Source organism: Streptomyces kanamyceticus (assembly GCF_008704495.1).
GTDB classification, from domain to species: domain Bacteria; phylum Actinomycetota; class Actinomycetes; order Streptomycetales; family Streptomycetaceae; genus Streptomyces; species Streptomyces kanamyceticus.
This window is the reverse complement of record NZ_CP023699.1, coordinates 5,532,393-5,557,773: the sequence shown is the minus strand read 5'-3', so window position 1 is coordinate 5,557,773 and position 25,381 is coordinate 5,532,393. Positions and strand designations below refer to the sequence as shown.

At 70.5% G+C, this 25,381-nt stretch carries 24 protein-coding genes and 1 riboswitch; of the genes, 13 read left to right on the top strand and 11 right to left on the bottom strand.

What is annotated here, in order from left to right; genetic code table 11:
* Positions 1–11: 11 nt before the first annotated feature.
* Positions 12–278, bottom strand: coding sequence for a DUF4031 domain-containing protein (locus CP970_RS23900; protein WP_055553643.1), 267 nt, complete (start codon positions 276–278; stop codon positions 12–14).
* The gene (locus tag CP970_RS23895) at positions 275–631 is read right to left on the bottom strand and encodes a hypothetical protein (protein WP_055553645.1); all 357 of its coding nucleotides are present in this window, start codon (positions 629–631) and stop codon (positions 275–277) included. Before CP970_RS23895 ends, CP970_RS23900 begins: the two co-directional genes overlap by 4 nt.
* Positions 632–721: 90 nt before the next feature.
* Between CP970_RS23895 and CP970_RS23890 the strand changes: the two genes are divergently transcribed.
* The 3 genes from CP970_RS23890 (at position 722) to CP970_RS23880 (ending at position 4,285) form a co-directional block, all read left to right on the top strand.
* The gene (locus CP970_RS23890) at positions 722–1,642 is read left to right on the top strand and encodes a MurR/RpiR family transcriptional regulator (protein WP_055553647.1); all 921 of its coding nucleotides are present in this window, start codon (positions 722–724) and stop codon (positions 1,640–1,642) included.
* A 73-nt stretch (positions 1,643–1,715) separates the two neighbouring features.
* Positions 1,716–2,699 (top strand): N-acetylmuramic acid 6-phosphate etherase, encoded by a 984-nt coding sequence (murQ, locus tag CP970_RS23885; protein ID WP_150493865.1) that lies wholly within the window; start codon positions 1,716–1,718, stop codon positions 2,697–2,699.
* A 44-nt stretch (positions 2,700–2,743) separates the two neighbouring features.
* Positions 2,744–4,285, top strand: coding sequence for a PTS transporter subunit EIIC (locus CP970_RS23880; RefSeq protein ID WP_055556415.1), 1,542 nt, complete (start codon positions 2,744–2,746; stop codon positions 4,283–4,285).
* Between the two features lie 15 nt (positions 4,286–4,300).
* Here the strand turns inward: CP970_RS23880 and CP970_RS23875 are convergent, their stop codons facing one another.
* The 3 genes from CP970_RS23875 to CP970_RS23865 form a co-directional block, all read right to left on the bottom strand.
* Positions 4,301–4,903, bottom strand: coding sequence for a Uma2 family endonuclease (locus tag CP970_RS23875; protein WP_150493863.1), 603 nt, complete (start codon positions 4,901–4,903; stop codon positions 4,301–4,303).
* A gap of 113 nt (positions 4,904–5,016) precedes the next feature.
* The gene (locus tag CP970_RS23870) at positions 5,017–5,247 is read right to left on the bottom strand and encodes a hypothetical protein (protein ID WP_150493861.1); all 231 of its coding nucleotides are present in this window, start codon (positions 5,245–5,247) and stop codon (positions 5,017–5,019) included.
* Positions 5,244–5,453 (bottom strand): hypothetical protein, encoded by a 210-nt coding sequence (locus CP970_RS23865; protein ID WP_055551537.1) that lies wholly within the window; start codon positions 5,451–5,453, stop codon positions 5,244–5,246. Before CP970_RS23865 ends, CP970_RS23870 begins: the two co-directional genes overlap by 4 nt.
* A 116-nt stretch (positions 5,454–5,569) precedes the next feature.
* Here CP970_RS23865 and CP970_RS23860 point away from each other — a divergent pair, with 116 nt between their 5' ends.
* From CP970_RS23860 to CP970_RS23835, 6 genes are all read left to right on the top strand, one after another.
* Positions 5,570–6,412 carry a helix-turn-helix domain-containing protein gene (locus tag CP970_RS23860; RefSeq protein ID WP_055551539.1) on the top strand — a complete coding sequence of 281 codons (843 nt, stop codon included), beginning with the start codon at positions 5,570–5,572 and terminating at the stop codon, positions 6,410–6,412.
* Complete coding sequence (locus CP970_RS23855; RefSeq protein ID WP_055551542.1) at positions 6,393–6,665, top strand: DUF397 domain-containing protein; 273 nt, start codon at positions 6,393–6,395, stop codon at positions 6,663–6,665. Before CP970_RS23860 ends, CP970_RS23855 begins: the two co-directional genes overlap by 20 nt.
* Positions 6,666–6,962: 297 nt before the next feature.
* Positions 6,963–7,766, top strand: coding sequence for a hypothetical protein (locus CP970_RS23850; RefSeq protein WP_055551544.1), 804 nt, complete (start codon positions 6,963–6,965; stop codon positions 7,764–7,766).
* A 59-nt stretch (positions 7,767–7,825) separates the two neighbouring features.
* Positions 7,826–8,500: a Uma2 family endonuclease gene (locus CP970_RS23845; protein ID WP_079043776.1), complete on the top strand. Its 675-nt coding sequence runs from the start codon at positions 7,826–7,828 to the stop codon at positions 8,498–8,500.
* Between the two features lie 30 nt (positions 8,501–8,530).
* Entirely contained in the window at positions 8,531–10,441 is a 1,911-nt protein-coding gene (locus CP970_RS23840) for a serine/threonine-protein kinase (RefSeq protein ID WP_079043777.1), read from the top strand.
* Positions 10,442–10,752: 311 nt separating this feature from the next.
* A complete protein-coding gene (locus CP970_RS23835; RefSeq protein WP_055551546.1) occupies positions 10,753–12,003 on the top strand; it encodes an esterase/lipase family protein in 1,251 nt (416 codons plus the stop codon).
* 57 nt (positions 12,004–12,060) lie between these two features.
* Here CP970_RS23835 and CP970_RS23830 read toward each other — a convergent pair whose 3' ends face one another.
* From CP970_RS23830 to thrC, 5 genes are all read right to left on the bottom strand, one after another.
* Positions 12,061–13,524, bottom strand: coding sequence for an alanine/glycine:cation symporter family protein (locus CP970_RS23830; RefSeq protein WP_055551548.1), 1,464 nt, complete (start codon positions 13,522–13,524; stop codon positions 12,061–12,063).
* A 188-nt stretch (positions 13,525–13,712) separates the two neighbouring features.
* Positions 13,713–15,338, bottom strand: coding sequence for a chaperonin GroEL (gene groL / locus CP970_RS23825; protein ID WP_055551550.1), 1,626 nt, complete (start codon positions 15,336–15,338; stop codon positions 13,713–13,715).
* 315 nt (positions 15,339–15,653) lie between these two features.
* Entirely contained in the window at positions 15,654–15,857 is a 204-nt protein-coding gene (locus tag CP970_RS23820; RefSeq protein ID WP_005315736.1) for a cold-shock protein, read from the bottom strand.
* 428 nt (positions 15,858–16,285) lie between these two features.
* Complete coding sequence (locus CP970_RS23815; protein ID WP_055551552.1) at positions 16,286–16,561, bottom strand: MoaD/ThiS family protein; 276 nt, start codon at positions 16,559–16,561, stop codon at positions 16,286–16,288.
* Between the two features lie 89 nt (positions 16,562–16,650).
* Positions 16,651–17,970 (bottom strand): threonine synthase, encoded by a 1,320-nt coding sequence (gene thrC / locus CP970_RS23810; protein WP_079043778.1) that lies wholly within the window; start codon positions 17,968–17,970, stop codon positions 16,651–16,653.
* Positions 17,964–18,098, bottom strand: a riboswitch (SAM riboswitch). Its footprint overlaps the gene before it by 7 nt.
* A 180-nt stretch (positions 18,099–18,278) precedes the next feature.
* On the opposite strand from thrC, the gene CP970_RS23805 reads away from it, so the two are divergent.
* From CP970_RS23805 to CP970_RS23790, 4 genes are all read left to right on the top strand, one after another.
* On the top strand, positions 18,279–19,223 hold the full coding sequence (locus CP970_RS23805; RefSeq protein ID WP_055551556.1) for a glucosyl-3-phosphoglycerate synthase: 945 nt from the start codon (positions 18,279–18,281) through the stop codon (positions 19,221–19,223).
* Between the two features lie 38 nt (positions 19,224–19,261).
* The gene (locus CP970_RS23800; RefSeq protein ID WP_055551559.1) at positions 19,262–21,373 is read left to right on the top strand and encodes a DUF7927 domain-containing protein; all 2,112 of its coding nucleotides are present in this window, start codon (positions 19,262–19,264) and stop codon (positions 21,371–21,373) included.
* A gap of 99 nt (positions 21,374–21,472) precedes the next feature.
* Positions 21,473–22,864 carry an alpha,alpha-trehalose-phosphate synthase (UDP-forming) gene (locus tag CP970_RS23795; protein ID WP_055551561.1) on the top strand — a complete coding sequence of 464 codons (1,392 nt, stop codon included), beginning with the start codon at positions 21,473–21,475 and terminating at the stop codon, positions 22,862–22,864.
* Between the two features lie 174 nt (positions 22,865–23,038).
* Positions 23,039–24,523, top strand: a complete 1,485-nt coding sequence (locus tag CP970_RS23790; RefSeq protein ID WP_055551563.1) for a right-handed parallel beta-helix repeat-containing protein — start codon at positions 23,039–23,041, stop codon at positions 24,521–24,523.
* Here the strand turns inward: CP970_RS23790 and otsB are convergent.
* Positions 24,511–25,374 (bottom strand): trehalose-phosphatase, encoded by an 864-nt coding sequence (gene otsB / locus CP970_RS23785; protein ID WP_055551565.1) that lies wholly within the window; start codon positions 25,372–25,374, stop codon positions 24,511–24,513. The two genes, CP970_RS23790 and otsB, sit on opposite strands and share 13 nt — an antisense overlap.
* Positions 25,375–25,381 lie beyond the last annotated feature (7 nt).

Genomic DNA, 25,381 nt, shown 5'->3' with positions numbered 1-25,381 from the left:
GAGCTCCACCGCTAGGAAGCCTGCCCCTTCCGCCTCCGCAACCCCGCCCCCATGAGCCTGCGCACCAGCTCCTTGGACCCGATCTCCACCGCCCCCGCCCGCACCGCGTCCCCGTACCGCTCGGCGGGCAGGTCGTAGTGATCGCGTTCGAACGCGCGCGGCGGGCAGCCGATGCCCGCCGCGAAGGCGTGCAGTTCGTCGTACGAGACGTCGCTGACCAGGTGGGACCAGAGGCGGCCGTGGCCCGGCCAGACCGGTGGGTCTATGTAGACGGTCATGACAGGCCGCCCACCGGGGCGACGACGACGCCCGCCTTGGCGCAGACCCAGTGCGGATCGGGTCCCAGCTCCGGTTCCACGTCCAGCGCGTGCGGATCGTCGCCGTCGCACACGGGGCACAGCGGCCAGCGTCCGTAGCGCTCAAGGAGCCCGTCCTGGACGTCCTGGGCGACGAGCCCCGCGACGTACTCCACGCCGTCGGGCCACTGCTCGACCCACCAGCGCCGGTGCGCGACGGACTCCTCGACGAGTGAGACGACCTCGGCCTCGGCGACCTCACGGGCGACGAGGTCGGCGAGGACAAGTGCGCGGGCGGCGTGCAACGCCTGCTCCAGGGGGTCGATCGCGTCCATACAGCCATTGTCGCCCCACCGCACGGCACAGCATTTCGCGCGGGCCCTTGGACCCTTGACCGCACGACGGTCTGAAAATATCTTTCAGGTGTGACCAACAACGTGAAGGAAATTTTCGCGGGCACGGCGCCCCCCGCCCCCGCCGCCCTCGCGGCCAAGGTGCGCACACTCGCGCCGTCGATGACCCGCTCCATGCAGCGCGTCGCCGAAGCCGTCGCAGGCGACCCCGCGGGGTGCGCGGCGCTCACGGTCACCGGCCTCGCCGAGCTCACCGGCACCAGCGAGGCGACGGTGGTCCGCACCGCCCGCCTCCTCGGCTACCCCGGCTACCGGGACCTGCGCCTCGCGCTCGCCGGACTCGCCGCCCAGCAGCAGTCGGGCCGGGCGCCCGCCGTCACCGCGGACATCGCCGTGGACGACCCGCTGCCCGACGTCGTCGCGAAGCTCGCGTACGACGAGCAGCAGACGCTCGCCGACACCGCGGCCGGACTCGACACCGTGCAGCTCGGCGCCGCCGTGGCCGCGCTCGCCACCGCGCGGCGCGTGGAGATCTACGGCGTCGCCGCGTCGGGGCTCGTCGCCCAGGACCTCGCCCAGAAGCTGCTCCGCATCGGGCACATCGCGCACGCGCACTCCGACCCGCACCTGGCCGTCACCACCGCGGTGACGCTGCGCGCGAAGGACGTGGCGATCGCGATCACGCACTCCGGTTCGACGGGCGACGTGATCGAACCGCTCCGTGTCGCCTTCGAGCACGGGGCCACCACGATCGCGATCACCGGGCGTCCCGGAGCGGCCGTCTCGCAGTACGCCGATCACATACTGACCACGTCCACCGCGCGCGAGAGCGAGCTGCGGCCCGCCGCGATGTCGTCCAGGACCAGTCAACTCCTGGTCGTGGACTGCCTGTTCGTGGGTGTCGCGCAGCGGACGTACGAGACGGCGGCACCCGCGCTCGCCGCGTCGTACGAAGCGCTCGCGCACCGGCACAACCCGCGCGGCAACCGCTGAGCCCCGCGCCCCGACCCCCGCGCGCCACACCCCCGCCCACCAGAGACAGAGACACGGAAGAGCCGCAGAAGCCATGACCTCCACCACCGACGCGACCGACGCCACCCCCACCCCGGGCGGCGGCGACAACTACGGCGAGCTCCGCGCCCAGCTGGCCACCCTCACCACCGAGGCGTTCCGCCCCGAGCTCTCCGAGATCGACCGGCTGCCCACCGAGGAGATCGCGCGGATCATGAACGGTGAGGACGCCACCGTCCCCGCCGCCGTGGCCGAGCAGCTGCCCGCGATCGCCGCCGCCATCGACGGCACGGCCGAGCGGATGGCCCGCGGCGGCCGCCTGATCTACGCGGGCGCGGGCACGGCGGGACGCCTCGGCGTGCTCGACGCCTCCGAGTGCCCGCCGACCTTCAACACCGACCCGAGCGAGGTCGTCGGCCTCATCGCGGGCGGCCCGAGCGCCATGGTCACGGCGGTCGAGGGCGCGGAGGACAGCAAGGACCTTGCCGCGGAGGACCTGGCCGCGCTCGGCCTCACCGCGGACGACGTGGTCGTCGGCATCTCGGCGTCGGGCCGCACCCCGTACGCGATCGGCGCCGTCGAGCACGCCCGCGAGCGCTACGGCGCCCTCACGATCGGCCTGTCCTGCAACGCGGGCAGCGCGCTCGCGGCCGCCGCCGAACACGGCATCGAGGTCGTCGTGGGACCCGAGCTCCTCACCGGATCCACCCGCCTCAAGGCGGGCACGGCCCAGAAGCTCGTCCTGAACATGCTGTCGACGATCACGATGATCCGGCTCGGCAAGACCTACGGAAACCTCATGGTGGACGTGCGCGCCTCGAACGAGAAGCTGCGCGCCCGCTCCCGCCGCATCGTCGCCCTCGCCACCGGAGCCGGGGACGACGAGATCGAGGCCGCGCTCGCCGCCACCGACGGGGAGGTGAAGAACGCGATCCTCACCATCCTCGGCCGGGTCGAGGGCCCACAAGCCGCCGAGCTGCTCGCCGCCTCCGACGGCCACCTCCGCGCGGCCCTCGACGCCGCCCCCCGCACCACCTGAACCAACCTCGCCCCACCGGGCACCGCACAGCAAGGCACCGCACCATGGCACCTGACAAGAACCGCGCCACCGCCGCCGCGATCCTCCCCCTCGTCGGCGGCGCCCAGAACGTCACGTCCGTAGTCCACTGCATGACCCGGCTCCGCCTGGGCCTCGCCGACCGCTCGCTGGTCCAGGACGAGGCGCTGAAGGCACTGCCCGCCGTCATGGGCGTGGTCGAGGACGACACCTACCAGATCGTGCTCGGTCCCGGCACGGTCGCCCGGGTCACCCCGGAGTTCGAAGCCATGGTGGCGGAGGGCAGGTCGGCCGAACCGACCGCGCCCGTACCCTCGCCCGCCGAACACACCCTCACCGCAGAGGAGTTGGCGGCCCAGGGAGCAGCGATCAAGGAGGCCCGCAAGGCGAAGAACGCCACGCCGTTCAAGCTCTTCCTGCGCCGCATCGCGAACATCTTCGTCCCCCTGATCCCGGCCCTGATCGGCTGCGGCATCATCGCGGGCATCAACGGCCTCCTGATCAACCTGGAGTGGCTGCCGTCCATCACCCCGGCGCTCGCGGCCATCGCCTCCGGGTTCATGGCGCTGATCGCGGTGTTCGTCGGCTTCAACACGGCGAAGGAGTTCGGCGGTACGCCGATCCTGGGCGGCGCGGTGGCGTCGATCATCGTCTACGCGGGCGTAGCGAACATCGAGGCGTTCGGCCAGAAGCTCTCCCCCGGCCAGGGCGGCGTGCTCGGCGCGCTGGGCGCGGCGGTGCTGGCCACCTACATCGAGAAGTGGTGCAGGAAGTGGGTCCCGGAGGCGGTGGACGTCCTGGTGACCCCCACCCTGACCGTCCTGATCTCGGGCCTGGTCACGATCTTCGGCCTGATGTTCCTGGCGGGCGAGGTGTCGACCGGCATCGGCACGGCGGCGAACTGGCTCCTGGACAACACGGGCGCGTTCGCGGGCCTGGTCCTCGGCGGCCTCTTCCTCCCCCTGGTCATGCTGGGCCTGCACCAGGCCCTGATCCCCATCCACACCACGCTCATCGAGCAGCAGGGCTTCACGGTCCTGCTCCCCATCCTGGCGATGGCGGGCGCGGGCCAGGTGGGCTGCGCGATCGCGGTGTTCAAGCGCCTCAAGAACAACACCTCCATCCGTACGACGATCAAGTCGGCGCTCCCCGCGGGCTTCCTCGGCGTCGGCGAACCCCTCATCTACGGCGTCTCGCTCCCCCTCGGCCGCCCCTTCATCACGGCGTGCGTGGGCGGCGCGGCGGGCGGCGCGTTCATCGGCTTCTTCTCGATGATCGGCGACAAGGTCGGCTCCACGGCGATCGGCCCGTCGGGCTGGGCCCTCTTCCCGCTCCTGGACGGCAACAAGGGCCTGGGCCTGACGATCGCGATCTACGGCGGCGGCCTGCTGGTGGGCTACCTGGTCGGCTTCTTCGCGACGTACTTCTTCGGGTTCAGCAAGGAGATGTTGGTGGAGCTGAACGTGGCCCCGGAGGAGGGGGACGCGGGCGAGTCCGCCTCGGCCCGCACGGATGCGGAACCCGCCACGACCGGCACCGATCCAGCGAAGGCCCCGGCGGCGGTCTGACCCCGGCCCGGCCCCTCAGCCGGGAAAGTCCGCCGTGTCGACCACCGCGGCGAACGGCTCCGACAGCGTCAGGCTCTCCCCGAACGGCACCCGCTCGGCATGCTTGTACGCCCCGTTCTGCGGACCGGTGAAGAGCGTGGCGGTCGGACCGTGCTCGTCGAACCGGTCCACCAACAGGTACGCGGGGACCGGAGCGTGCCCGTAGGCCCACAGCTTCTTGGTCCGGTCGTCCTTGGCGTTGCTCGGCGAGGTGATCTCCACGACGAGCAACGCCTCCGACGCGTCCAGCGGTTCGTTGCTCTCGGGATCGGCGGCGTCCACGACCTCGCGCGGGGCGAGCACGAGATCGGGGACATACAGCTTGTCCAGGGGGACGATGTGGAGGCCGAGGGTCTGGTACACCTCCAGTTCCTCGGAGATCACTCCGTACAGCGTGCGGTGCAGCAGCGCCGCGATTCCGTTGTGATGCCTGTGCGGCGGCGGTACCAAGACAATCTGCCCTTCATCGATCTCGGCGTGCCAGCCCTCCGGCACATCCAGCTCACGCCATGCCTGGAGCAGGAGGTCCCACGAGCGGCGGTCCGGAGCCGTGTCGTGCTCGACCGGTACTGCGGTCATCGCTGGTCCCTTCTCTTGTGGCCTGCGGCGCGTGAGCGTAGATCGACGAGCCTGCGGTCGTTGACCGCTTTCCCTCAGCGTCCCACGAACGAGCGCCCCGGACGGCGATCCGCTCACCGGGGCCGCGCCTGGACCTGCCGGTTCGCCTCGCGCACCTTCTCCCGCAGCACGTCCTCCGTCGGCGCCTCCCCCACCGACCCCGGCGGACAGTCCCACTCCCGCCCCCCGCCGACCGGCCTGAGCTGCACGAGCCCGCCCTCGCAGCCCATGACCTGCCCCACGCTGCCGTCCCGGTAGTCGACGGCGTACGTCCCCGCCTGCGGCACGCTCGGGTCCTCGTTCACCGCGTCTCCTCCAGTACGGCGGCGATCCGCATCGCCGTGTCGAGGTTGCAGCGCCCCAACTCGATGAGCGGCAGGGCACCGTTGGCCGCGCTCAGCGGGTCGATCCGCAGCGAGGGCAAGGTGACGCCGAACCCCGCGAACCCCGCTCTCAGCTGCTCGACGGCTTCCTCCGCCGCCCGCATCCGCTCCTCCGCCGCCAGCGTCATGACCTCCGCCTTTCACACCGAGTGTTGCTGTTTCCTCACCCAGAGTGGCCATCTGCACGTAGCGTGAACAGTGCAGGCGGCCCAACAACGCCCCGTGTTCAGAGGAGGAGTTGCCCATGACTCGCCCCAAGGACCTCGACCCGTCGTCGAACCCACGCGCGCTGCTCGGCGCGGAGCTGCGCCATGCCCGCGAGCGGGCGGGCCTCAGCCAGGAGGCGCTGGGCGCTCCGCTGTTCGTGAGCGGGTCGTTCATCGGCCAACTGGAGGCGGGTACGCGGCGGATGCATCTGGAGTATGCGGCCCACTTCGACGAGACCCTCGGCATGGGGGGCTTCTTCGCACGGAACTGCGGGGCGCTCGCCAAGTCGAAGTATCCGGATCACTTCGCGGAGGCGGCGGAGGCGGAGGCCGCGGCGACGGCCATCAGGCAGTACGCGATGCAGTTGATCCCCGGACTGCTGCAGACCAAGGCGTACGCGGAGGAGGTGTTCCGCGCCTACCACCCGACGGCGACACAGGAGATGATCGACTCCGACGTGGCCGCCCGCCTCGAACGAGCCCACCTTCTCGATGACCCAACAACTCCGTTGTTGTGGGCCGTCTTTGACGAGGCCGCCCTCAAACGGGAGGTCGGCGGCGGAGCGGTGATGGCGGAGGCGCTGCGCCACGTGGCGGGACTCGCGCGCAGGCACCGCATCATCGTGCAGGTGCTGCCGTTCAAGGCCGGGGCACACGCGGCAATGGAAGGCCATCTAAAGCTGATGGAGTTCGAGGACGCACCCCCGCTCTCCTTCGTCGAAGGGCCGAACATGGGCAAGCTTCTCGACGACCCGGCCACAGTCGCCCGCCACGCCCTGATGCTCAACCTCCTCCAGGCCGCAGCGCTCTCCCCGAAGGAATCCCTGGCTCTGATCGATTCAGTGGCGCAGGATTACGAGCATGGAGAACAGCACCCGTGAGTACGAGTACGACCTGAGCGCGGCCGTCTGGCACAAGTCGAGCTACAGCGGGGGCAGCGGCAGCGACTGCCTGGAGATCGCCACTTGGCGCAAGTCCACGTACAGCGGCGGCAGCGGCGGTGATTGCCTCGAAGTGGCTGACGGTCACCCGAATCTCATCCCCGTCCGCGACTCCAAGAACCCCACCGGCCCGAAGCTCGCGTTCCGGGCCGCCGCCTGGTCCGCCTTCATCACGGAACTCAAGGCCGACTGACCACCCCCGGGGCTCAAGCCCCGAGCCCCGAGCCCTCTTTTCAAGGAACGGGAGGCGGGCCTCAACCCGCCCTCCCTCCCTGGGAGTTGGCACAGTCGACCACTTTCGGCGTTCAACTTGCCACGCAGCGTGATGACGCTCTAGCGTGCCCGCATAACGAACAACCCCCGCCCGGTGCGCCAACACCTGCGGGGGTTTAACCAGCAAGATCGAATGAGAGTCGATCCCATGGCTGACGCCAAGCCTAGTACCGCCCCCCGCCCTGCGCACGCAGCCCCGCACGCAGAGCCCCACCCGATGGCCAATCCTGGTTACGGAAAACGCTCCGCACCGGACCAACGCCCTCGCGCCGCAGGCGACTTCACCCACCTGCCACCCCGCGAAGCGGCCATCGCCGCGTACGTCGACCGGCTCCCCGACGGCACGGACATCTCCGTAAAGACCCTGGCCAAACACCTCCCGTACGGACAGTGCGCACTCCGGACGGCCCTCAACAGGCTCCAGGCGGCGGGCCACTTGCGACGCGGCAGGGAACACCTGCACGGAACAGGCAGCGCCCACTGGATCACCCGAACGTGGTTCTCGCGGACGGCGCGCGACGACACGTGGTGGGCGGCGTTCACGAGGGGCGACGTACAAGAAGAGCCGCCCCCGCAACACCCCACCCGAAGCCGCGCGTTCATCCTCCTGGCAGCCCTGGGCCGGACGGCCCCTCCGCTCTCCCTCTCCGAGGCGGACTGCGCGACGCTGGCGCCGGACGCGGCGCGATGGTTCGAGCGTGGCGCCACGGAGGCGGACCTCCTGCACGCGCTCACCGCGGGGCTCACGCCGGTCGTACACCGCCCCGCCGCCCTCGTACGCAGCCGCCTGACGTCCAAGCTCCCGCCCGAGCGCGCGCCGCGCCCCGCACTCCGCGTCCTGGAGTGCGGGAAGTGCGGCGCACCCGGCCGCCCGGAGGCCCTGCCCGGTGGCACCTGCGGCCCCTGCCGGGGTGAATCGGGCGCCGGTCGCGGGGTGCCCCTGCGGCCCGACGCGGTCCGCGCCCACGCGAAAGCGGTCCGCGCCGCAGCCCACCATCCCCAGGAAAGGACACACGCATGACCGCTCCAACGGTCCGACGGCACACGCCCGGGGCACGATGGAAGGGAGGAGGCACCACCATGACCCCTGGCACCGATGAACGCCCGCAGATGTCCGTCGAGGAATTCGAGGAACTGGCCCGCAGGGCCCCGGAGACCGTAACTCTCGAGTTCTGGGACGGCAGGGTGCACGTCAAGCACGGCCCGATCAGCGTCGATGACTTCGAGGAGCTCGCCCGCGTGGCCCCCGAGACGGTCACGCTCGAACTCATCAACGGAAGGCTAGAGGTCAAGCCCGTGCCGGACGGCGACCACGGCGAGATCACCATGTGGGTGCTCCGTCAGTGCATGATGCAGCGCCCCGAACTGGCCCTGTACCCGGAACAGGGACTGCGGATCGACACGTACAGGAAGGACTGCATCAGGCCGGACGGCGCCCTGGCTCCCATCGGCTACTTCGCCGGACGGGACGAATGGGCCTCTCCCGACGGCGTCCTCATGACCGTCGAGGTCACCTCCAAAGACCGCGACGCCGACCGCCGGGACCGTCAGGAGAAGCCGCGCGCCTACGCCTACGCGGGCATCCCCGTCTACCTGCTCATCGATCGCGGCAACAACACCGTCGTCGTGTACAGCTCCCCCAAGAACGGCGTCTACCAGAACCGCCGCCCCTACCACTACGGCTCCACCGTCCGCATCCCCGCGCCCGTAGCCCTCACCCTCGAAACCGAGAAGCTCAAGGACTACGCCAACTGACCCACCCCCTCCAGATGTAACTTCATCCCCATGGATCACCTCACCCCCCAAGACCCCACCTCCATAGGCGAGTACCGGCTGCTCGGCCTGCTCGGTGAAGGCGGGATGGGCCGCGTCTATCTCGCACGCTCCGGGAGCGGGCGGACCGTGGCCGTGAAGGTGGTGCACGCCGAGTTCGCCCGACTCCCCGAGTTCCGGCGGCGGTTCGCGCTTGAGGTGGATGCGGCCCGGCGCGTGGGCGGGACGTGGACCGCGCCCGTCCTTGACGCGGATACCGAGGCCCCGACCCCCTGGGTCGCCACCGGCTACGTCCCGGGGCCCGACCTGCACGCCGTCGTCGCCCAGGACTACGGACCGCTCCCCGAGCACTCCGTCCGCGTCCTCGCGAACCGGCTCGCGCAGGCCCTGCAAGCCATTCACGGCGCCGGGCTCATCCATCGCGACCTCAAGCCGTCCAACGTCCTCGTCACCGTCGACGGGCCGCGTGTCATCGACTTCGGGATCGCGCGGGCCCTGGAGACCGTCACGGGGGACGACCTCAGGACCCGTACGGGCATGGTGATCGGGTCGCCCGGGTTCATGTCGCCCGAGCAGGTGCGGGGGCTGAAGCTCACACCCGCCTCCGACGTGTTCTGTCTGGGGTCCGTGCTCGCGTACGTCTCGACCGGGCGGCAGCCGTTCGGGACGGCGGACAGCGGGGCGCACGCGCTGCTGTTCCGCGTCGCCGAGGAGGAGCCCGACCTCGACGGGGTCCCGGAGGGGCTCCTCGGTCTCGTACGGCAATGTCTCGCCAAGGACCCGGCCCAGCGGCCCACGCCGGAAGAGGTGGCCGCGCGGACCGTGACCGACCGGGGCGGGCCGTGGCTGCCGGGTGAGGTGCTCGAACAACTGGGGCGGCACGCGGCGCGGTTGCTGGACCTCGACCACCCGGGGGCGCGGGCGGCGCCCGTGCCACCCGTGCCACCCGCGCGGCCGTCCGTCACGCCGACTCCGACGGCCGTGGATCCGCCTTCCTCGCCCCCGCCCGGATTCGGGCCCGCGCCCGGCGTCGAGCCGACCACGCAACCCGCGCCCAGGACCGCGCCGTCCGCGAGACCCGCACCCCCGCGACGTCGCCGGGCCGCCGTCATCGGCGCCGTCGCCCTCGTCGCCAGTGGTGTGGTCGTGTCCGTGGCCCGCCCGTGGGAGAACGACGGGAAGGAGGGGACCTCGGACTCCGCGGGCTCCGTGCCGCAGGCGTTCCTCGGGGCCTGGGAGGGCGAGGTCGAGAACGACGGCGGTCTGGCGCGGATCGAGGTCACCAAGGGCGAGGGCGGCGGTCCGGTCGCCCGGATCTACCTGACCACGTCGGACGACCAGTGCTTCAGGACGAGCGACTGGGTCGTGTCGTCCGGCCCGGCCGGCGGCTCCGGCCTCAAGAGGCTCACCCTCGGCGAGGCCCTCTCGGGGAGTACGGACGTGGGCGGTTGTTCCGCGATTCCGGAGCACACGCTGAAGACGCGGCCGGACGGCAAGCTCGACTGGAGCACGAAGGGCGGGGGTTACTCGGCCGTGCTCAAGAAGGAGCGGCTGACCGACAAGCCCGTGCCGAAGGCGTTCCTTGGGACCTGGCGGGACGAGAACGAGGACATCGGTCAAGGCCGGCGGATCACCTTCACACAAGGCCCGTTCGGCAGCGCTGTGGTGCACTGGACCAGTTCGGACGCGAAGAACCCGAAGACCAGGTGTGAGTGGAAGGCCGAGCTGACCTCGGTCCGGGGCAAGCAACTCAGCCACGGACCCATCGTGTTGGACTCCGCGAAATCGGGCTCGACCTGCGAGAAGGGCGCTGATTCGATCACGTACACGGCACTGGGTCCTGACAAGCTGGAGATGCGGCCGTTGAGCGGAACGGGGCAGGGCTCGGGGGCGCCGACGTACCTTGAGCGCGTGGACCGTTGAGGGTCCCGGTCACCTTCGCGACATAGTTCCGCCGCCGCGGCGTGCGGCAACGGCCCGTGCCGCACGCCGGAATGGCCGACGCGCCGCCGATGCCCCGCGAATCCCCCGCCACACCCGTCCCTGCCCCCTGGCCAGCGTGCCGTCGCGCCGCCCCGCGGCACGCCCGGGGACGGCCGAAGGCACACTGGCCGAAAGCCCCTTCGCCCCCGCGCGGATCGCCGCGAGCGCCTACCGGCACCCATCCGCCGTACCGAAGATGACACCGCACGTCATCGAAGCGGCACGAGCGGCACACCCGGAGGGGACCCTTCATGACCGAGCGCAACGAACACACCGAGCCCTACGAGCCCACCGAACAGCAGATCGCGGACGCCTGGCGGTCCGCCGCGCGCGTGACCCTCGCGCCAGGACCGCGCGAGGTCAGCGAGGCCGCGCCGGAGCCGGACGACGAGTGGACGCTGCCGGGCGGCACCGCGTGGGTGTACCTCGCCGACCCGAAGCAGGGCCTGACCCGGCCCGTCATCCTCGCCGACGGCTTCAACAGCGGGCCCAGCGAGCTCGACTTCTCCTGGGAGATCCTGGAGCGCGGCTCGTACCCGTTCATCAGCGAACTGCGGGCCCGCGGCCGCGATGTCATCCTGCTCGGCTTCGACGAGCGCAGCGCCTCGATCCTGGACAACGCCCATGTCGCACGCGCCGCGATCCTGGAGGCGATCGCGCGGCGCAAGGGCCAACACCCGCTGACCGTCGGCGGGTTCAGCATGGGCGGGCTCGTCACGCGGTACGCGCTCGCCAAGATGGAGCACGACGAGGAGAAGCACGAGACCAAGCTGTACTTCTCCTACGACAGTCCGCACCGCGGCGCCTGGATCCCCATCGCGCTGCAGTCGTTCGCCCACTACATCCGGCGTCTGAACTCCGCGTTCTCGAACCAGATGAACAGCCCGGCGGCCCGCCAGCTGTTGTGGCAGCACATCGCGGAGTGGGGCGACACCCCGGAGACGGACAAGGAGCGCGGGACCTTCCTCGCGGAGCTGGAGCGGGTCGGCGGCTGGCCCGCCGGGCCGCGCAAGATCGGCGTCGCCAACGGCGTGCGGACCGGCGAGGCCAATGAAGTCCGCCCCGGCGAGCGGGCGTTCCACGGCAAGGGCCTCGCCATCACCGGCACCCACCTCTACACCCAGTCCGCGGGCGACGACCAACTCGTCGCCCAGTTGCGGGTGGTGACCCTGCGCAGGCCGCGGATCCGCACCTCGGGCCTGCCCGAGGTCGACGGCGCCCCCGGCGGCACCCTGGAGGGCTTCGGGATCCTCGCCGACGAGCTGAACAAGATCCCCGCGTTCATCGGCCTCGGCTCCGAGGCCGATGAACGCGCGCACTGCTTCGTGCCCTCGGTCAGCGCGGTCGCCCTGCGCGACATCGACACCCGCGAGAAGCTCTACGAGCCGTTCGGGGACTCCGAGGAGAGCGAGCTCGACGAGTACCTGTGCGCCTCGCAGAACGAGGGGCACACCCTGGTCACCGAGGAGCTCTGCGGCTGGATCCTGGACCGGCTGCCGTAGCGGCCGCGTTCACGTGTCGGCCGTCGCCAGGAATCCGGCGGCGGCCAGCACGACGACTCACTCTCGGGGGCGTGCGCCGGAGGCCACGGGACGCTCGTGGGAACGGTCCGGCTCCCAGCACTGCACGCCGCGCAGGCCCGGTATCCGGTCCCGCGTGAACACCGGATCGAGGCCCGCGCGCCGCTGTGCCAGATAGTCGTCGAGCAGCCGGAAGGCGATCGCGGAGAGCGGGATGATCGCGAGCAGGTTGACCAGCGCCATGAAGCCCATGAAGACGTCCGCGAGGTTCCACACCACGCCGACCGAGCCGAGCGCGCCGAGGAAGACGGTCGCGAGGACGAGCACGCGGTAGGAGGGCAGCACCCAGCGCTTGCGCGTCATGAACTGGATGTTGGACTCGCCGTAGTAGTAGTTGCCGATCATCGAGCTGAAGGCGAGCAGGAAGACGACGGCGGTCAGCACGTGCCCGGCCCAGCCGCCCAGGCTCTCCGTCATCGTGGTCTGCGTGAGGTCGGCGCCCTGGCGCCCGGACAGCTCCGGGTTGGCGGTCAGGATGATGAAGGCGGTCATCGAGCAGACGAGCAGCGTGTCGAAGAAGACGCCGAGGGATTGCACGAGGCCCTGCTTGACGGGGTGCGAGACCTCGGCGGTGGCGCCCGCGTTGGGGGCTGAGCCCAGGCCCGCCTCGTTGGAGAACATGCCGCGCCTGATGCCCTGCTGGATCGCCGCGCCGATGCCGCCCGCGGCGAGCTCGCGCACCCCGAAGGCGCCGCCCACGATGTCGGCGAGCACCCGGGGCACATCGGCGATGTTGAGCAGCACGACGGCCGTGCCGAGCAGCAGGTAGACGACGGCCATGACGGGCACGAGCACGGTGGTGACCGCGCTGATCCTGCGTACGCCGCCGAAGACGGCGAGGCCGAGCAGCACGGCGAGCAGCAGGCCCACCAGCGGTGCGAACCACTCCGCCTCGCCCGCGCCCATGGAGCCGGTGGCGACGGAGGTGATGGTGTTGGACTGCACGGCGTTGAAGACGAAGCCGAAGGTCACGGTGATGGTGACGGCGAAGAGCACGCCGAGCCAGCGCTTCCCGAGCGCGCGCTGCATGTAGTAGGCGGGCCCGCCCCGGTAGGCGCCGGTCGCGCCGCGCACCTTGTAGAGCTGTGCGAGGGCCGACTCGACGAACGCGGAGGCGGCGCCGATGATCGCCATCGCCCACATCCAGAAGACGGCGCCCGCCCCGCCGAGGGTGATGGCGGTGGCGACGCCCGCGATGTTGCCGGTGCCGACGCGGGCGGCCGCGGAGATGGTGAAGGCGCCGAACGAGGAGACCTGCTTGCGTCCGTCGGCCCGCTCGGGCGTCTTCTCGCGGATGACGCGGAACATCTCGGGGAGCAGCCGCAGCTGCACGGCCCTGGACCGCACGGTGAACCAGATGCCCGCGCCGACGACGAGCGGGATCAGGAGGTAGGTCCACAAGTGGTCGTTCACTTGCAGGATGACGGAGTCCAGGGAGTTCACGGACGAAAGTCTCACCCGGGACAAAAGGCCCGAGCCAGGGACTTAAGTCCTTGGTAAACGGTGAGCAAAGGCACGGTGTGCGCTGACGGGACGGGGGCACGGGCATGCCGAAGGGGCGACACCCTCCGTGAGGAGAGTGCCGCCCCTTCGTACGAGCTAAGCGCTCAGGACAGCCGATCCGCGAGGGATCAGAAGTCCATGTCACCGCCCGGCATGCCGCCGCCGGCCGGGGCAGCGCCCGCCTTCTCCGGCTTGTCGGCGATGACGGCCTCGGTGGTGAGGAACAGCGCGGCGATGGAGGCGGCGTTCTGCAGGGCGGAGCGCGTCACCTTCGCCGGGTCGAGGATGCCCTCGGCGATCATGTCGACGTACTCACCGGTCGCGGCGTTCAGGCCGTGGCCGACGGTCAGGTTGCGCACCTTCTCGACGACGACGCCACCCTCGAGGCCGGCGTTGACGGCGATCTGCTTCAGCGGGGCCTCCAGGGCCAGCTTCACAGCGGCGGCACCGGTGGCCTCGTCACCTTCGAGCTCAAGCTTCTCGAAGACGGCGGCGGCCTGGATGAGGGCCACGCCACCACCGGCGACGATGCCCTCTTCGACGGCGGCCTTCGCGTTGCGAACGGCGTCCTCGATGCGGTGCTTGCGCTCCTTGAGCTCGACCTCGGTCGCGGCACCGGCCTTGATGACCGCAACACCGCCGGCGAGCTTCGCCAGGCGCTCCTGCAGCTTCTCGCGGTCGTAGTCGCTGTCCGAGTTCTCGATCTCGGCGCGGATCTGGTTGACGCGGCCCTGGACCTGGTCGCTCTCACCGGAGCCGTCGACGATGGTCGTCTCGTCCTTGGTGATGACGACCTTGCGGGCGCGGCCGAGCAGGTCGAGACCGGCGTTCTCCAGCTTGAGGCCGACCTCCTCGGAGATGACGGTGCCACCGGTGAGGATGGCGATGTCGCCGAGCATGGCCTTGCGGCGGTCACCGAAGCCCGGGGCCTTGACGGCGACGGACTTGAAGGTGCCACGGATCTTGTTGACGACGAGCGTCGACAGCGCCTCGCCCTCGACGTCCTCCGCGATGATCAGCAGCGGCTTGCCCGACTGCATGACCTTCTCCAGCAGCGGAAGGAGGTCCTTCACGTTGGAGATCTTGGAGTTGACGATCAGGATGTACGGGTCGTCGAGCGACGCCTCCATACGCTCCATGTCGGTGGCGAAGTACGCCGAGATGTAGCCCTTGTCGAAGCGCATGCCCTCGGTGAGCTCAAGCTCGAGCCCGAAGGTCTGCGACTCCTCGACGGTGATGACGCCTTCCTTGCCGACCTTGTCCATCGCCTCGGCGATGAGCTCGCCGATCTGGGTGTCGGCGGCGGAGATGGAGGCCGTCGAAGCGATCTGCTCCTTGGTCTCCACGTCCTTGGCCTGCTCGAGGAGGGCGCCCGAGACGGCCTCGACGGCCTTCTCGATGCCGCGCTTGAGGGCCATCGGGTTGGCACCGGCGGCCACGTTGCGAAGGCCCTCGCGGACCAGCGCCTGGGCCAGGACGGTCGCGGTCGTCGTGCCGTCACCGGCGACGTCGTCCGTCTTCTTCGCGACCTCCTTGACCAGCTCGGCGCCGATCTTCTCGTACGGGTCCTCGAGCTCGATCTCCTTGGCGATGGAGACACCATCGTTGGTGATCGTGGGGGCGCCCCACTTCTTCTCGAGGACGACGTTGCGACCCTTGGGGCCCAGGGTCACCTTGACGGCGTCGGCGAGCTGGTTCATGCCGCGCTCGAGGCCGCGCCGTGCCTCCTCGTCGAACGCGATGATCTTGGCCATGTGAAGTGGTCCTCCCGGACGGGGTGGAAATGCAAACGGACCGTGCTGGTGCCCGCGACGGACGGCCTGCAGCCCTTGTGGTTCCTTGCCCCACCCGGCCCGCGAGCCTCACCGACCCGATCCAAGTTCTGTCACTCTCACGCGGAGAGTGCTAAGCCCAATGATTAGCACTCGACCCCTACGAGTGCAAGGTGCTCCCGTGAGATCCGGACGTACGAGGGACCCCCGGGCCCGCACGGCACACACGAGGGGCCCGTATCCCTGTCGGGATACGAGCCCCTCGCGATGCTTGCTTCGGTGGTCGGTCGCGCCGAGCTAGACGGCGAGTTTGACCATGTCCGCCTGCGGACCCTTCTGGCCCTGCGAGATCTCGAATTCGACTCGCTGACCTTCTTCAAGGGTGCGGTACCCGTCCATCTGGATCGCGCTGTAGTGGACGAAAACATCCGCACCACCGTCGACCGCGATGAAGCCGTACCCCTTCTCCGCGTTGAACCACTTGACGGTGCCCTGAGCCATGCCTAACTCCCCTATTACTGGCCCTTGCACAGGACCGCACTTCGCGGACCCGGGTCAGACCTCCACCACCCATTGGAGATGGGAGGTGTGCGCCGGAACGCGTCGACCGCCGCTGAATGTATCTGTCCAACTGCCGTCTGCAACAGGTCAATCGGACGAGAATTCTGGGCACGTACGATCGGAAATATCTGGAGAATTTGCCGGAGTTCAGGGCAAGTCGGGCCGGGCAAATGCCGCAAAGGACCCAAATGGACTGCACGCTTTGGCTACTTCTTGTCGGCTCCGGGCCGACTTCGTATATGCGCTCGGCACTAACGGCGAAGCACTGTTCCCAACTGTACCGCGCTCAACCATGCAGAATTGCCCCCTCCGTTTCTCTCGCGGAGGGGGCAATTCGGATGACGCTGCGTGCTCTTGCCTGCGGAAGCTCAGCCTCCGGCCACCGCCGGAATGATCGAGACACCGGCACCGTCCGGAGTGGCGGTCTCCAGACCCTGCTCGAAACGGACGTCGTCGTCGTTCACATAGACATTCACGAAACGACGCAGCTTGCCCTGGTCGTCCAGGACGCGGGCGGCGATGCCGGTGTGGTTCTTCTCCAGATCGGCGATGACCTCACCCAGCGTGGCCCCCTCGGCGGCGACCTCCGCCTGGCCGGAGGTGTAAGTGCGGAGAATGGTGGGGATGCGGACGTTGACGCTCATGGGATTCACCTCAGCGGTACGAAGGGAGGGCGCCCCTGAAAGGGGCGCGGGGAACTGCGCGACCAGCCACAGCCGACCCGCGGGGAAGGTCAGCCGGACAGACCCGCGGAGCGAAACGCATCGAGGCTCGGCTTGATCGTGGCGGTCGCCTGAGACCTCTCGGCGACCGCGTCGAGAGTCTTCAGCCCGTCCCCGGTGTTCAGCACCACCGTGGTGAGCGAAGGATCGATGAGCCCTGCCTCGACCAACTTCTTGGTGACACCGACCGTCACGCCCCCGGCGGTCTCCGCGAAGATCCCCTCACTCCGAGCGAGCAGCTCAATCGCGTCGACGACCTGCTCGTCGTTCACGTCCTCCACCGCACCGCCCGTGCGCCGCGCGATGTCGAGCACGTAGGGCCCGTCCGCCGGGTTGCCGATGGCGAGCGACTTGGCGATGGTGTTCGGCTTCTGCGGGCGTACGACGTCGTGGCCCGCCTTGAACGCCGCGGACACCGGGGAGCACCCCTCCGCCTGCGCGCCGAAGATCTTGTAGGGCTTGTCCTCGACCAGGCCGAGCGCGATGAGCTCCTTCAGGCCCTTGTCGATCTTCGTGAGCTGCGAGCCCGAGGCGATCGGGATGACCAGCTGGTCGGGCAGGACCCAGCCGAGCTGCTCGCAGATCTCGTACGCGAGGGTCTTGGAGCCCTCTCCGTAGTACGGCCGCAGGTTGACGTTGACGAAGCCCCAGCCCTCGCCGAGCGGGTCGCCGATGAGCTCGGAGCAGAAGCGGTTCACGTCGTCGTAGTTGCCCTCGATGCCGACGAGCTCGCCGCCGTAGACCGCGGCCATGACGACCTTGCCCTGCTCCAGGTCGTGCGGGATGAACACGCAGGAGCGGAAGCCCGCGCGGGCCGCGGCGGCGCCGACGGCACCGGCGAGGTTGCCGGTGGAGGAGCACGACAGGGTGGTGAAGCCGAAGGCGCGCGCCGCTTCGAGCGCCTGCGCGACGACGCGGTCCTTGAAGGAGTGGGTCGGGTTGCCCGAGTCGTCCTTGACGAACAACTTGCCCTGTTCGACGCCGAGTTCGGCGGCGAGGTTGTCGGCCTTGACGAGCTTGGTCCAGCCGGGGTTGAGGTTCGGCTTGTCGGCCACGTCGGCGGGGACGGGCAGGAGCGGGGCGTAGCGCCAGATGTTGGCGGGGCCCGCCTCGATGCGGGCGCGGAGGGCTTCGGGGTCACCGAGCGGCAGGTCGTAGGCGACTTCGAGGGGTCCGAAACACTCGACGCAGGCGAAGATCGGTCCGAGCGGGAACTTGGTGCCGCACTCCCGGCACGCAAGGCCCGATGCGGGGCCGAGGTCTACGGGGGTGGTGGTGCTTTCGGTGGCGACGGTCTGCACAGCCATGGAGGCGAGGCCCTTTCTCCTCATCTTCCTCGCGACGCATCTCGCCGCGAGACGGAATTGGCACCTTCCCCACCGAGACCTCGCGTGCGCGGTCGGCGGGATGGTTGCCGGGGCTTCAACGGGCCGTATCCCTCTGCCCCTCTGGATGAGCGGTATTCGATTGTGGGTTTCAGTTGTTGATCTCAACGGGGCGGTGACCCCGACATGCGATGGTCACCGGCGTTGTTCAAGACTGTAACCGAAGCCCCGGACCCTTGAGATAGTCGTCCGTACCGCGAGACGAAGGTAACAATGTGCCGCTGCCGCGGCGTGGCAGTGAGGAGCCGTCGACCGTGCTGCAAGAAGTCGAGCGCTGGCTGAGCAGGCGTTCCTGGTCCGTCGCCGACCGTTCACCGGAGCGTCTGCTCGCCGCGAAACGCGCGTCGGGCACCTCGGTGAGCGTCGTCCTTCCCGCGCTCGACGAGGAGGCGACGGTCGGCGGGATCGTCGAGGTGATCCGGCGGGAGCTGATGGCGCGGACTCCGCTCGTCGACGAGCTCGTGGTGATCGACTCCGGCTCCGGTGACCGTACGGCGGAGGTCGCGCGGAAGGCGGGCGCCCGGGTCGTGCACCGGGACGAGATCCTGCCGCGCATCCCGGCCGTGCCGGGCAAGGGCGAGGTGCTGTGGCGCTCGCTCCTGGCGACGCACGGTGACGTCGTGGCGTTCGTCGACGCGGACCTGCGGGAGTTCTCCGCGGACTTCGTCTCGGGGATCGTGGGCCCGCTCCTGACCGACCCCGACGTGCACTTCGTGAAGGCGATGTACGACCGTCCGCTGGGCGCGGCCGCGGGGCAGGGCGGCCGGGTGACCGAGCTGATGGCGCGGCCGCTCCTGAACATGCACTGGCCCCAGCTGGCGGGCTTCGTCCAGCCGCTGGGCGGCGAGTACGCGGCCCGCAGGTCCCTGCTCGAACGGCTGCCGTTCCCCGTCGGGTACGGCGTGGAGCTCGGTCTGCTCGTCGACGCGCTGCACACGGTGGGCCTGGACGCGCTCGCGCAGGTCGACGTCGGGGTGCGCAAGCACCGGCACCAGGACGGGCAGGCGCTGGGCCGGATGGCGGCGGCGATCTACCGGACCGCGCAGCTGCGGCTCGCGCGCGGCCATCTCGGACGCCCGGAGCTGACGCAGTTCGTCCGGGGCGAGCACGGGTTCGAGCCGAGGACGTATCCGGTGGACACCGAGGAACGCCCCCCTATGTCCGATATCGCCGAGTATGCACATCGTCGCGTGGCGTAACCACGGCTGATCATGCGTTTTGCCTACATTGCCCATTTATGTGGGTCAGACATGTCAGACATGCAGGGAAAGCCGTCCGGCGGGCGGGCGCGCTGACGCTCGCCGCCGCCACCGTCGCCGCCGGGGTGCTCACCGCGACCGCGGCGCCCGCCGCCGCGGAGGTCGTCGAGCCCTTCGCCAAGCGCTACGACGAATCGCTGTACGGCGACTTCAAGACCATCGGCAACACGGTCCTCGACTGCCCGACGAGCCCGGCCGACGTGGCCGCCGCCTGCAAGGAGACCCAGCAGGCCAAGGGCACCAAGAACAACAACAACTTCATCGAGCGCCGCATCGACACCGCGGGCCTCACCGGCACCTTCGACTCCAGCACCGGCCAGGTCACCGTCCCGCCGGGCGCGACGGTCGACTACGCGCGGCTGTTCTGGGGCGGCAACGCGGGCACCCACCGCTTCGGCAACACCGTGCGCGACATCTGCGACCTCAACCGCGAGGGCAACGAGCCCGTGGACCCGGCCCCCGGCGACCCGCTCACCACGGCCCCGGTCATCCGGGTCGACGGCGGCGCGGAGAACACGGTGAGCGTCCAGAACGCGGTCCGCACCCCGAACGCCACCCAGGGCCCGCACTACTACACCGCCGAGGCCGACGTCACCGACGCCTTCCAGGGCGCCACCACCGGCAGCCCCGTCGAGGTGGCCGTCGGCAACGTGTGGGCGCCGACCGGGCAGGGCTGCGTCGGCGGCTGGTCGCTGACCGTCGTCTACAAGTACGACGGACCCAACGAGCAGTACGCGCCCGACCGCCGCAACGTCTACCTCTGGGGCGGCCACGTCATCCAGCGCTCGACCAGGGCACGGGCCGCTGCGGGCGCCTCCACCACCGTCCCGGTCGACGGCTTCTACCGCACCGAGGGCGACATCCACGCCAGCGTCACGGCGTACGAGGGCGACTGGAACACCAAGGGCGACCAGTTCCTGGTCGACGGCAGACCCGTCGCCGAGTCGCACACCGGCAGATCCGACAACTTCTTCATCAGCGAGGACGACGGTTCGGTCAATCCCAAGTACCGCAACAACCTGAGCATCGACGCCAAGGCGTTCGAGGTGCCCGACCGCGCGATCCCCGTCGGCGCCACCTCGGCGAAGCTGACGTTCACCAGCACCGGCGACGTCTACGTCCCCTCGCAGCTGGCGCTCTCCGTGCCGGTGCCCGACCTGGAGGTCACCAAGACCGCGTCGCCCACCAGGGTCGATCCCGGCGACAAGCTGACCTACACCATCAAGGCGAAGAACATCAGCAAACTGCCCTACCCGGGCGCCAGGTTCAGCGACGACCTGTCCGGCAACCTCGACGACGCGACGTACAACCACGACGCCAAAGCCTCCATCGGCAGCGTCTCGTACAAGAAGCCGAGGATCAGCTACGTCGGTGACATCGGTCCCGGCCAGACCGCGACCGTCACCTACTCGGTCACCGTCCACGACCCGGTCAGCGGCGACGGCAAGCTGCTCAACAACGTCGACGTCCAGACGCCGCGCTCCAACTGCGACAAGGGCAGCACCGACCCGAACTGCGCCTCCGAGCCGGTCATCGCCTACCCCGAACCGCCGGTCGTGGTGGGCAGCTCCCCCGCCCGGCGGGTCGTCCCCGCGTGCGGCTCGACCACCAACACGATCACCGTGACGAACGCGTCGCGCTCCCCTCGCATCGGTGCCACCGCGTCCTGGCCCGTGCGGCCCGGCACCGCGCCCGTCGCCAGCGCGGGCAAGGTCACCAAGCGGGGCGGCACGTACGTGTGGCAGGGCAACGTCCCCGCCAAGGGCAAGGTCACCATCACCCAGAAGGTGAAGGTGTCCTGCACGCCCGGCCAGGTCACCGTCATCACGGTGACGGCGCCCGGCAGCAACTGCTCGAAGTCGACGCGCGGCGGCGACGACCCGTGCACCACGGCGATCCTCGCCCAGCGGGTGCAGGGCAGGGCCGCGCCGCAGGAGCCCCAGCGGCCGGGGGCCCCTGGCGGCCACCAGGACGCGCAGCTCGCGAAGACCGGCGGTGACTCGTCGGCGATGCTCTACGGCGGCGTCGCGGCCGCGCTGTGCGGGCTCGGCGTCCTTGCGCTCGCCGCGGTCAAGGGGCGGCGCGGCTGATCCGCCACCCGACCTGCCCCACGACGGCCGGACTCCCCCTCACCGGGAGTCCGGCCGCCGTACGTTTGAGTGTTCGCGGCACGGGCTACGTTCTGCCACATGGTCTCCGCGTCCCGATCGGCATCAGCAGCGCAGGTACTCGTCGCGTCCAACCGCGGCCCCGTCTCGTACGCGGCGGGCGAGGACGGTGAGCTGACCGCGCGCCGGGGCGGCGGCGGCCTGGTCTCCGGGCTCAGCGCCATCGGCGACCGGGCGGACTCCCTGTGGGTCTGTTCGGCGCTCGGCGAGGGGGACAGGGAGGCCGTGCGGCGCGGCGTCGGCGAACCCGGCGTACGGATGCTGGACATCGACGCGGACGTCCACGCGGACGCCTACAACGGCATCGCCAACTCCGTCCTCTGGTTCGTCCACCACCTGCTCTACCAGACGCCGCTCGAACCGGTCTTCGGGCCGGAGTTCCGCAGGCAGTGGGCGGCCTACGAGACCTACAACCGCGCCTTCGCCGAGGCGCTTGCCGACGAGGCGGGCCCCGGAGCCACGGTCCTCGTGCAGGACTACCACCTGGCCCTGGTCCCCGGCATGCTCCGCGAACTCCGCGACGACCTGCGGATCGGCCACTTCTCGCACACACCGTGGGCGCCCGCCGACTACTTCCGGATGCTGCCGGACGACGTGGCCGAGCAGCTGCTCCGGGGCATGCTCGGCGCCGACCGGCTCGGCTTCCTCACCGGGCGGTGGGCCGACGCCTTCACGGAGTGCTGTGTGCGCGTGGTCGGCGGCACGTCGGGCACCAGGATCGGGGTGCACGGGCTCGGCGCCGACGCGGACTTCCTGCGCGAGCGCTCGCACCGCGACGACGTCGAGGAGCGGATGCGGGCGCTGCGGGAACAGGCGGGCGAGGGCCGCAAGCTGATCGTCCGGGTGGACCGCACCGAGCTGTCCAAGAACATCGTGCGGGGCCTGCTCGCCTACCGGGAACTCCTCGACGCCCACCCCGAGTGGCGCGAGCGGGTCGTGCACGTCGCCTTCGCCTACCCGTCCCGGCAGGACCTGGCGGTCTACCGCGACTACACGGCGGAGGTCTCCCGGGTCGCCGCGGACATCAACTCCACGTACGGGACGGCCGGTTGGACCCCGGTGGTGCTGCACGTCAAGGACGACTTCGCCCGCTCGCTGGCGGCCTACCGCCTCGCGGACGTGGCCCTGGTCAACCCCATCCGCGACGGCATGAACCTCGTCGCCAAGGAGGTCCCCGTGGTCTCCGACGAGGGCTGCGCGCTCGTCCTGTCCAGGGAGGCGGGGGCGTACGAGGAACTGGGCGAGGACGCGCTGCCGGTGAACCCCTACGACATCACGGCGACGGCGGAGGCGCTGCACGCGGGCCTGACGATGTCCCTGGACGAGCGCGCGGAACGCACGAAGCGCCTCGCGGCGGCGGCGACGGCGCTGCCGCCCGCGCAGTGGTTCCTGGACCAGCTCGAAGCGCTGTGAGGGCCCTAAGCCGAGGGCCCGGCGCGGAGTATCAGGTGGGCGGGTGGGAAGCCGCCGCGGAGCGGCGAAGAGACGGACGCCGGGCGCACCCGCACAGAGGCGGCCACCGGGAGTCCAAGCGCGCCCCGCGTTTGTCCATGGGCCCGGCACGGCAGCCATCACTACGTTCCCCCCATGACCCCGCGCCGCACGAGCATCGTGCTCCTCACCGCCCTCGCCGCGGCAACGGCAGGACTCACCCCGCCCGCAGCCGCGGCCGCAGGCACCGCCTACTACGTCGACTGCGCCAAGGGCGACGACACCGCGTCCGGCACCTCCGCGAATGCGGCCTGGCGCAGCGTGGCCAAGGCGAGCGGGCACGCCTTCGGGCCCGGTGACCGGCTCCTGCTGAAGCGGGGCACAAGCTGCACGGGGGTGCTGGCTCCCAAAGGTGCGGGTGCGGCCGGCGCCCCCGTGCGGATCGACGCGTACGGGAACAAGCGCGCGGCCAAGCCGCACATCGAGGGCCAAGGCGCCCGCGCCGCACTGCACTTGGTGAACACCGAGCAGTGGGAGATCCGCAACCTGGAGCTCTCCAACACCGGACCCGCCACCACCACGGAGCGCCGCGCGGGCCTGTACGTCCAGCTCACGGATTACGGCACGGCCGACCACTTCGTCGTCGACGGCGTGGACGTGCGCGACGTGAACGGCGCCGACTTCAAGGACCCGGACCCCTCGGGCGGCATCCTCTTCGTCGTCCAGGGCTCGGCGAAGCCCACCCGGTTCGCCGGGGTGCGCGTGACGGACTCCACCGTGCGCCACGTGGACCGCACGGGCATCGGCATCATGTCGACGTGGGAAGGGCCCGGGAAGTTCGCGACCGGCGTGCGGTTCGAGCGCAACAAGGCGTACGACGTGGGCGGCGACGGCATCGTCATCCACGAGACGAGCAAGGCGCGCGTCGAGCACAACTACGTCGACGGCTTCAACACGCGCTCCGCCGGATACAACGCGGGCGTGTGGGCCTGGGAGTCCGAGGACGCTCTCTACCAGTACAACGAGGTGACCGGCGGGCACGGGACGCGGGACTCGATGGCGTACGACATCGACGGCGGCAACGTCCGCAACACCTACCGCTACAACTACAGCCACGACAACGAGGGCGGCTTCCTGCTCGTCTGCAACGGCGAGGGCAAGGTCAGCGACGGCAACCGGATCCACGACAACATCAGCGTCAACGACCGCAACACGACGTCCCCGTACGCCGTGATCTCGGTGGTGTGCGGGGCGGCCACGGACACGCGGATCTACCGGAACACGGTCGTCACCAACCGCTCGGACACCGCGCTCGTCTCCAACAACGGGCCGACCGGGGTCACGTTCAGCGACAACGTCTTCGTGGGCGCGCCCACCGGGTCGGGGTCCCCCATCAAGGACACCGTCAGCACCTACGAGGGCAACCTGTACTGGAACACCTCGCAGCCCCGCGACCCGAAGGCCGTCAACGCCGATCCGCGCTTCGTCTCCGGCGCGCCGCGCGCCCCCGGGGACGTACGGCTGAAGGATGGTTCACCGGCGCGGGGCGCGGGGACTCCGGTCGCCGACGGGACCACCCGCGACTACTTCGGCAACCCGATCCCGGACCCGCCCAACATCGGTGCCGATCAGGCGAGTTGAGCGGCGATCGACGACAGCAGGCGCACCACTCCGGGCGGCCCGTCCACCACCAGGTCGGCCCGCCCGGCGAGTTCCTTGACCTCCGCGCTGCCGCTGCACACGAGCAGGCCCGCGACGCCGTCCGAGCGGAGTTTCTCGACGGCGCCGAAGGCGGGCAGGTCGCCGAGGTCGTCGCCCGCGTAGAGGACGGATTCGGCGCCGACCTCGCGCAGGTAGGCGGCGAGTGCGACGCCCTTGTCCATGCCGGGGGGCCTCAACTCCAGGACGAGGCGCCCCGGTTCGACGATGAGGCCGTGCCGGTCCGCCAGCTCGGCGAGCGGTTCGCGCAGCGCTTCGAAGGCCGCCTCCGGGTCCTGCGCGCGGCGCGTGTGGACGGCCACCGCGCGCCCCTTCTCCTCGATCCACGTGCCGCGCCAGGCGCCGATCGCGTCGAGGAAGCCGGGGAGTTCGGCGCGCACCGCGGCGACTCCGGGGTGCGGCGCGGCGGCGCGCACCGTGCCGGTGACGGCGTCCCAGCGCTCGGCGCCGTAGTGCCCGAGGACGACGAGGCGGTCCAGGCCCGGCACGCCCGCGAAGCCGCCGTAGCGCACGGCGACGCCCGCGGGGCGCCCGGTGACCACCGCGACGGAGCGCACCCGCGGGGCGAGCGCGGCGAGCGCGGGCACGGCGTCCGGGTGGGCGCGGGCCTGCTCGGGGTCGGGCACGATCGGGGCGAGCGTGCCGTCGAAGTCCAGGGCCACGACGGCCCGTTCGGGGTGCGCGAGCAGTGCGGCGAGGCCTTCGCGCCCGGCGGGCGTCACGGGCTCGGGCAGCTCTGCGGGGTCCGGCGGGGAGTACGTAGGGTCACCCATGGGCCCG

What these genes read in the sequence shown, in the direction of transcription:
- CP970_RS23895 (WP_055553645.1), bottom strand. Translation starts at nt 631, where the DNA reads ATGGACGCGATCGACCCCCTGGAGCAGGCGTTGCACGCCGCCCGCGCA.
- CP970_RS23835 (WP_055551546.1), top strand. Translation starts at nt 10,753, where the DNA reads ATGACCGAGCGCAACGAACACACCGAGCCCTACGAGCCCACCGAACAG.
- CP970_RS23865 (WP_055551537.1), bottom strand. Translation starts at nt 5,453, where the DNA reads ATGACGCTGGCGGCGGAGGAGCGGATGCGGGCGGCGGAGGAAGCCGTC.
- thrC (WP_079043778.1), bottom strand. Translation starts at nt 17,970, where the DNA reads ATGAGGAGAAAGGGCCTCGCCTCCATGGCTGTGCAGACCGTCGCCACC.
- CP970_RS23840 (WP_079043777.1), top strand. Translation starts at nt 8,531, where the DNA reads ATGGATCACCTCACCCCCCAAGACCCCACCTCCATAGGCGAGTACCGG.
- murQ (WP_150493865.1), top strand. Translation starts at nt 1,716, where the DNA reads ATGACCTCCACCACCGACGCGACCGACGCCACCCCCACCCCGGGCGGC.
- CP970_RS23790 (WP_055551563.1), top strand. Translation starts at nt 23,039, where the DNA reads ATGACCCCGCGCCGCACGAGCATCGTGCTCCTCACCGCCCTCGCCGCG.
- CP970_RS23795 (WP_055551561.1), top strand. Translation starts at nt 21,473, where the DNA reads ATGGTCTCCGCGTCCCGATCGGCATCAGCAGCGCAGGTACTCGTCGCG.
- CP970_RS23815 (WP_055551552.1), bottom strand. Translation starts at nt 16,561, where the DNA reads ATGAGCGTCAACGTCCGCATCCCCACCATTCTCCGCACTTACACCTCC.
- CP970_RS23800 (WP_055551559.1), top strand. Translation starts at nt 19,262, where the DNA reads ATGTGGGTCAGACATGTCAGACATGCAGGGAAAGCCGTCCGGCGGGCG.
- otsB (WP_055551565.1), bottom strand. Translation starts at nt 25,374, where the DNA reads ATGGGTGACCCTACGTACTCCCCGCCGGACCCCGCAGAGCTGCCCGAG.
- CP970_RS23845 (WP_079043776.1), top strand. Translation starts at nt 7,826, where the DNA reads ATGACCCCTGGCACCGATGAACGCCCGCAGATGTCCGTCGAGGAATTC.
- CP970_RS23880 (WP_055556415.1), top strand. Translation starts at nt 2,744, where the DNA reads ATGGCACCTGACAAGAACCGCGCCACCGCCGCCGCGATCCTCCCCCTC.
- groL (WP_055551550.1), bottom strand. Translation starts at nt 15,338, where the DNA reads ATGGCCAAGATCATCGCGTTCGACGAGGAGGCACGGCGCGGCCTCGAG.
- CP970_RS23875 (WP_150493863.1), bottom strand. Translation starts at nt 4,903, where the DNA reads ATGACCGCAGTACCGGTCGAGCACGACACGGCTCCGGACCGCCGCTCG.
- CP970_RS23855 (WP_055551542.1), top strand. Translation starts at nt 6,393, where the DNA reads ATGGAGAACAGCACCCGTGAGTACGAGTACGACCTGAGCGCGGCCGTC.
- CP970_RS23900 (WP_055553643.1), bottom strand. Translation starts at nt 278, where the DNA reads ATGACCGTCTACATAGACCCACCGGTCTGGCCGGGCCACGGCCGCCTC.
- CP970_RS23860 (WP_055551539.1), top strand. Translation starts at nt 5,570, where the DNA reads ATGACTCGCCCCAAGGACCTCGACCCGTCGTCGAACCCACGCGCGCTG.
- CP970_RS23820 (WP_005315736.1), bottom strand. Translation starts at nt 15,857, where the DNA reads ATGGCTCAGGGCACCGTCAAGTGGTTCAACGCGGAGAAGGGGTACGGC.
- CP970_RS23850 (WP_055551544.1), top strand. Translation starts at nt 6,963, where the DNA reads ATGGCCAATCCTGGTTACGGAAAACGCTCCGCACCGGACCAACGCCCT.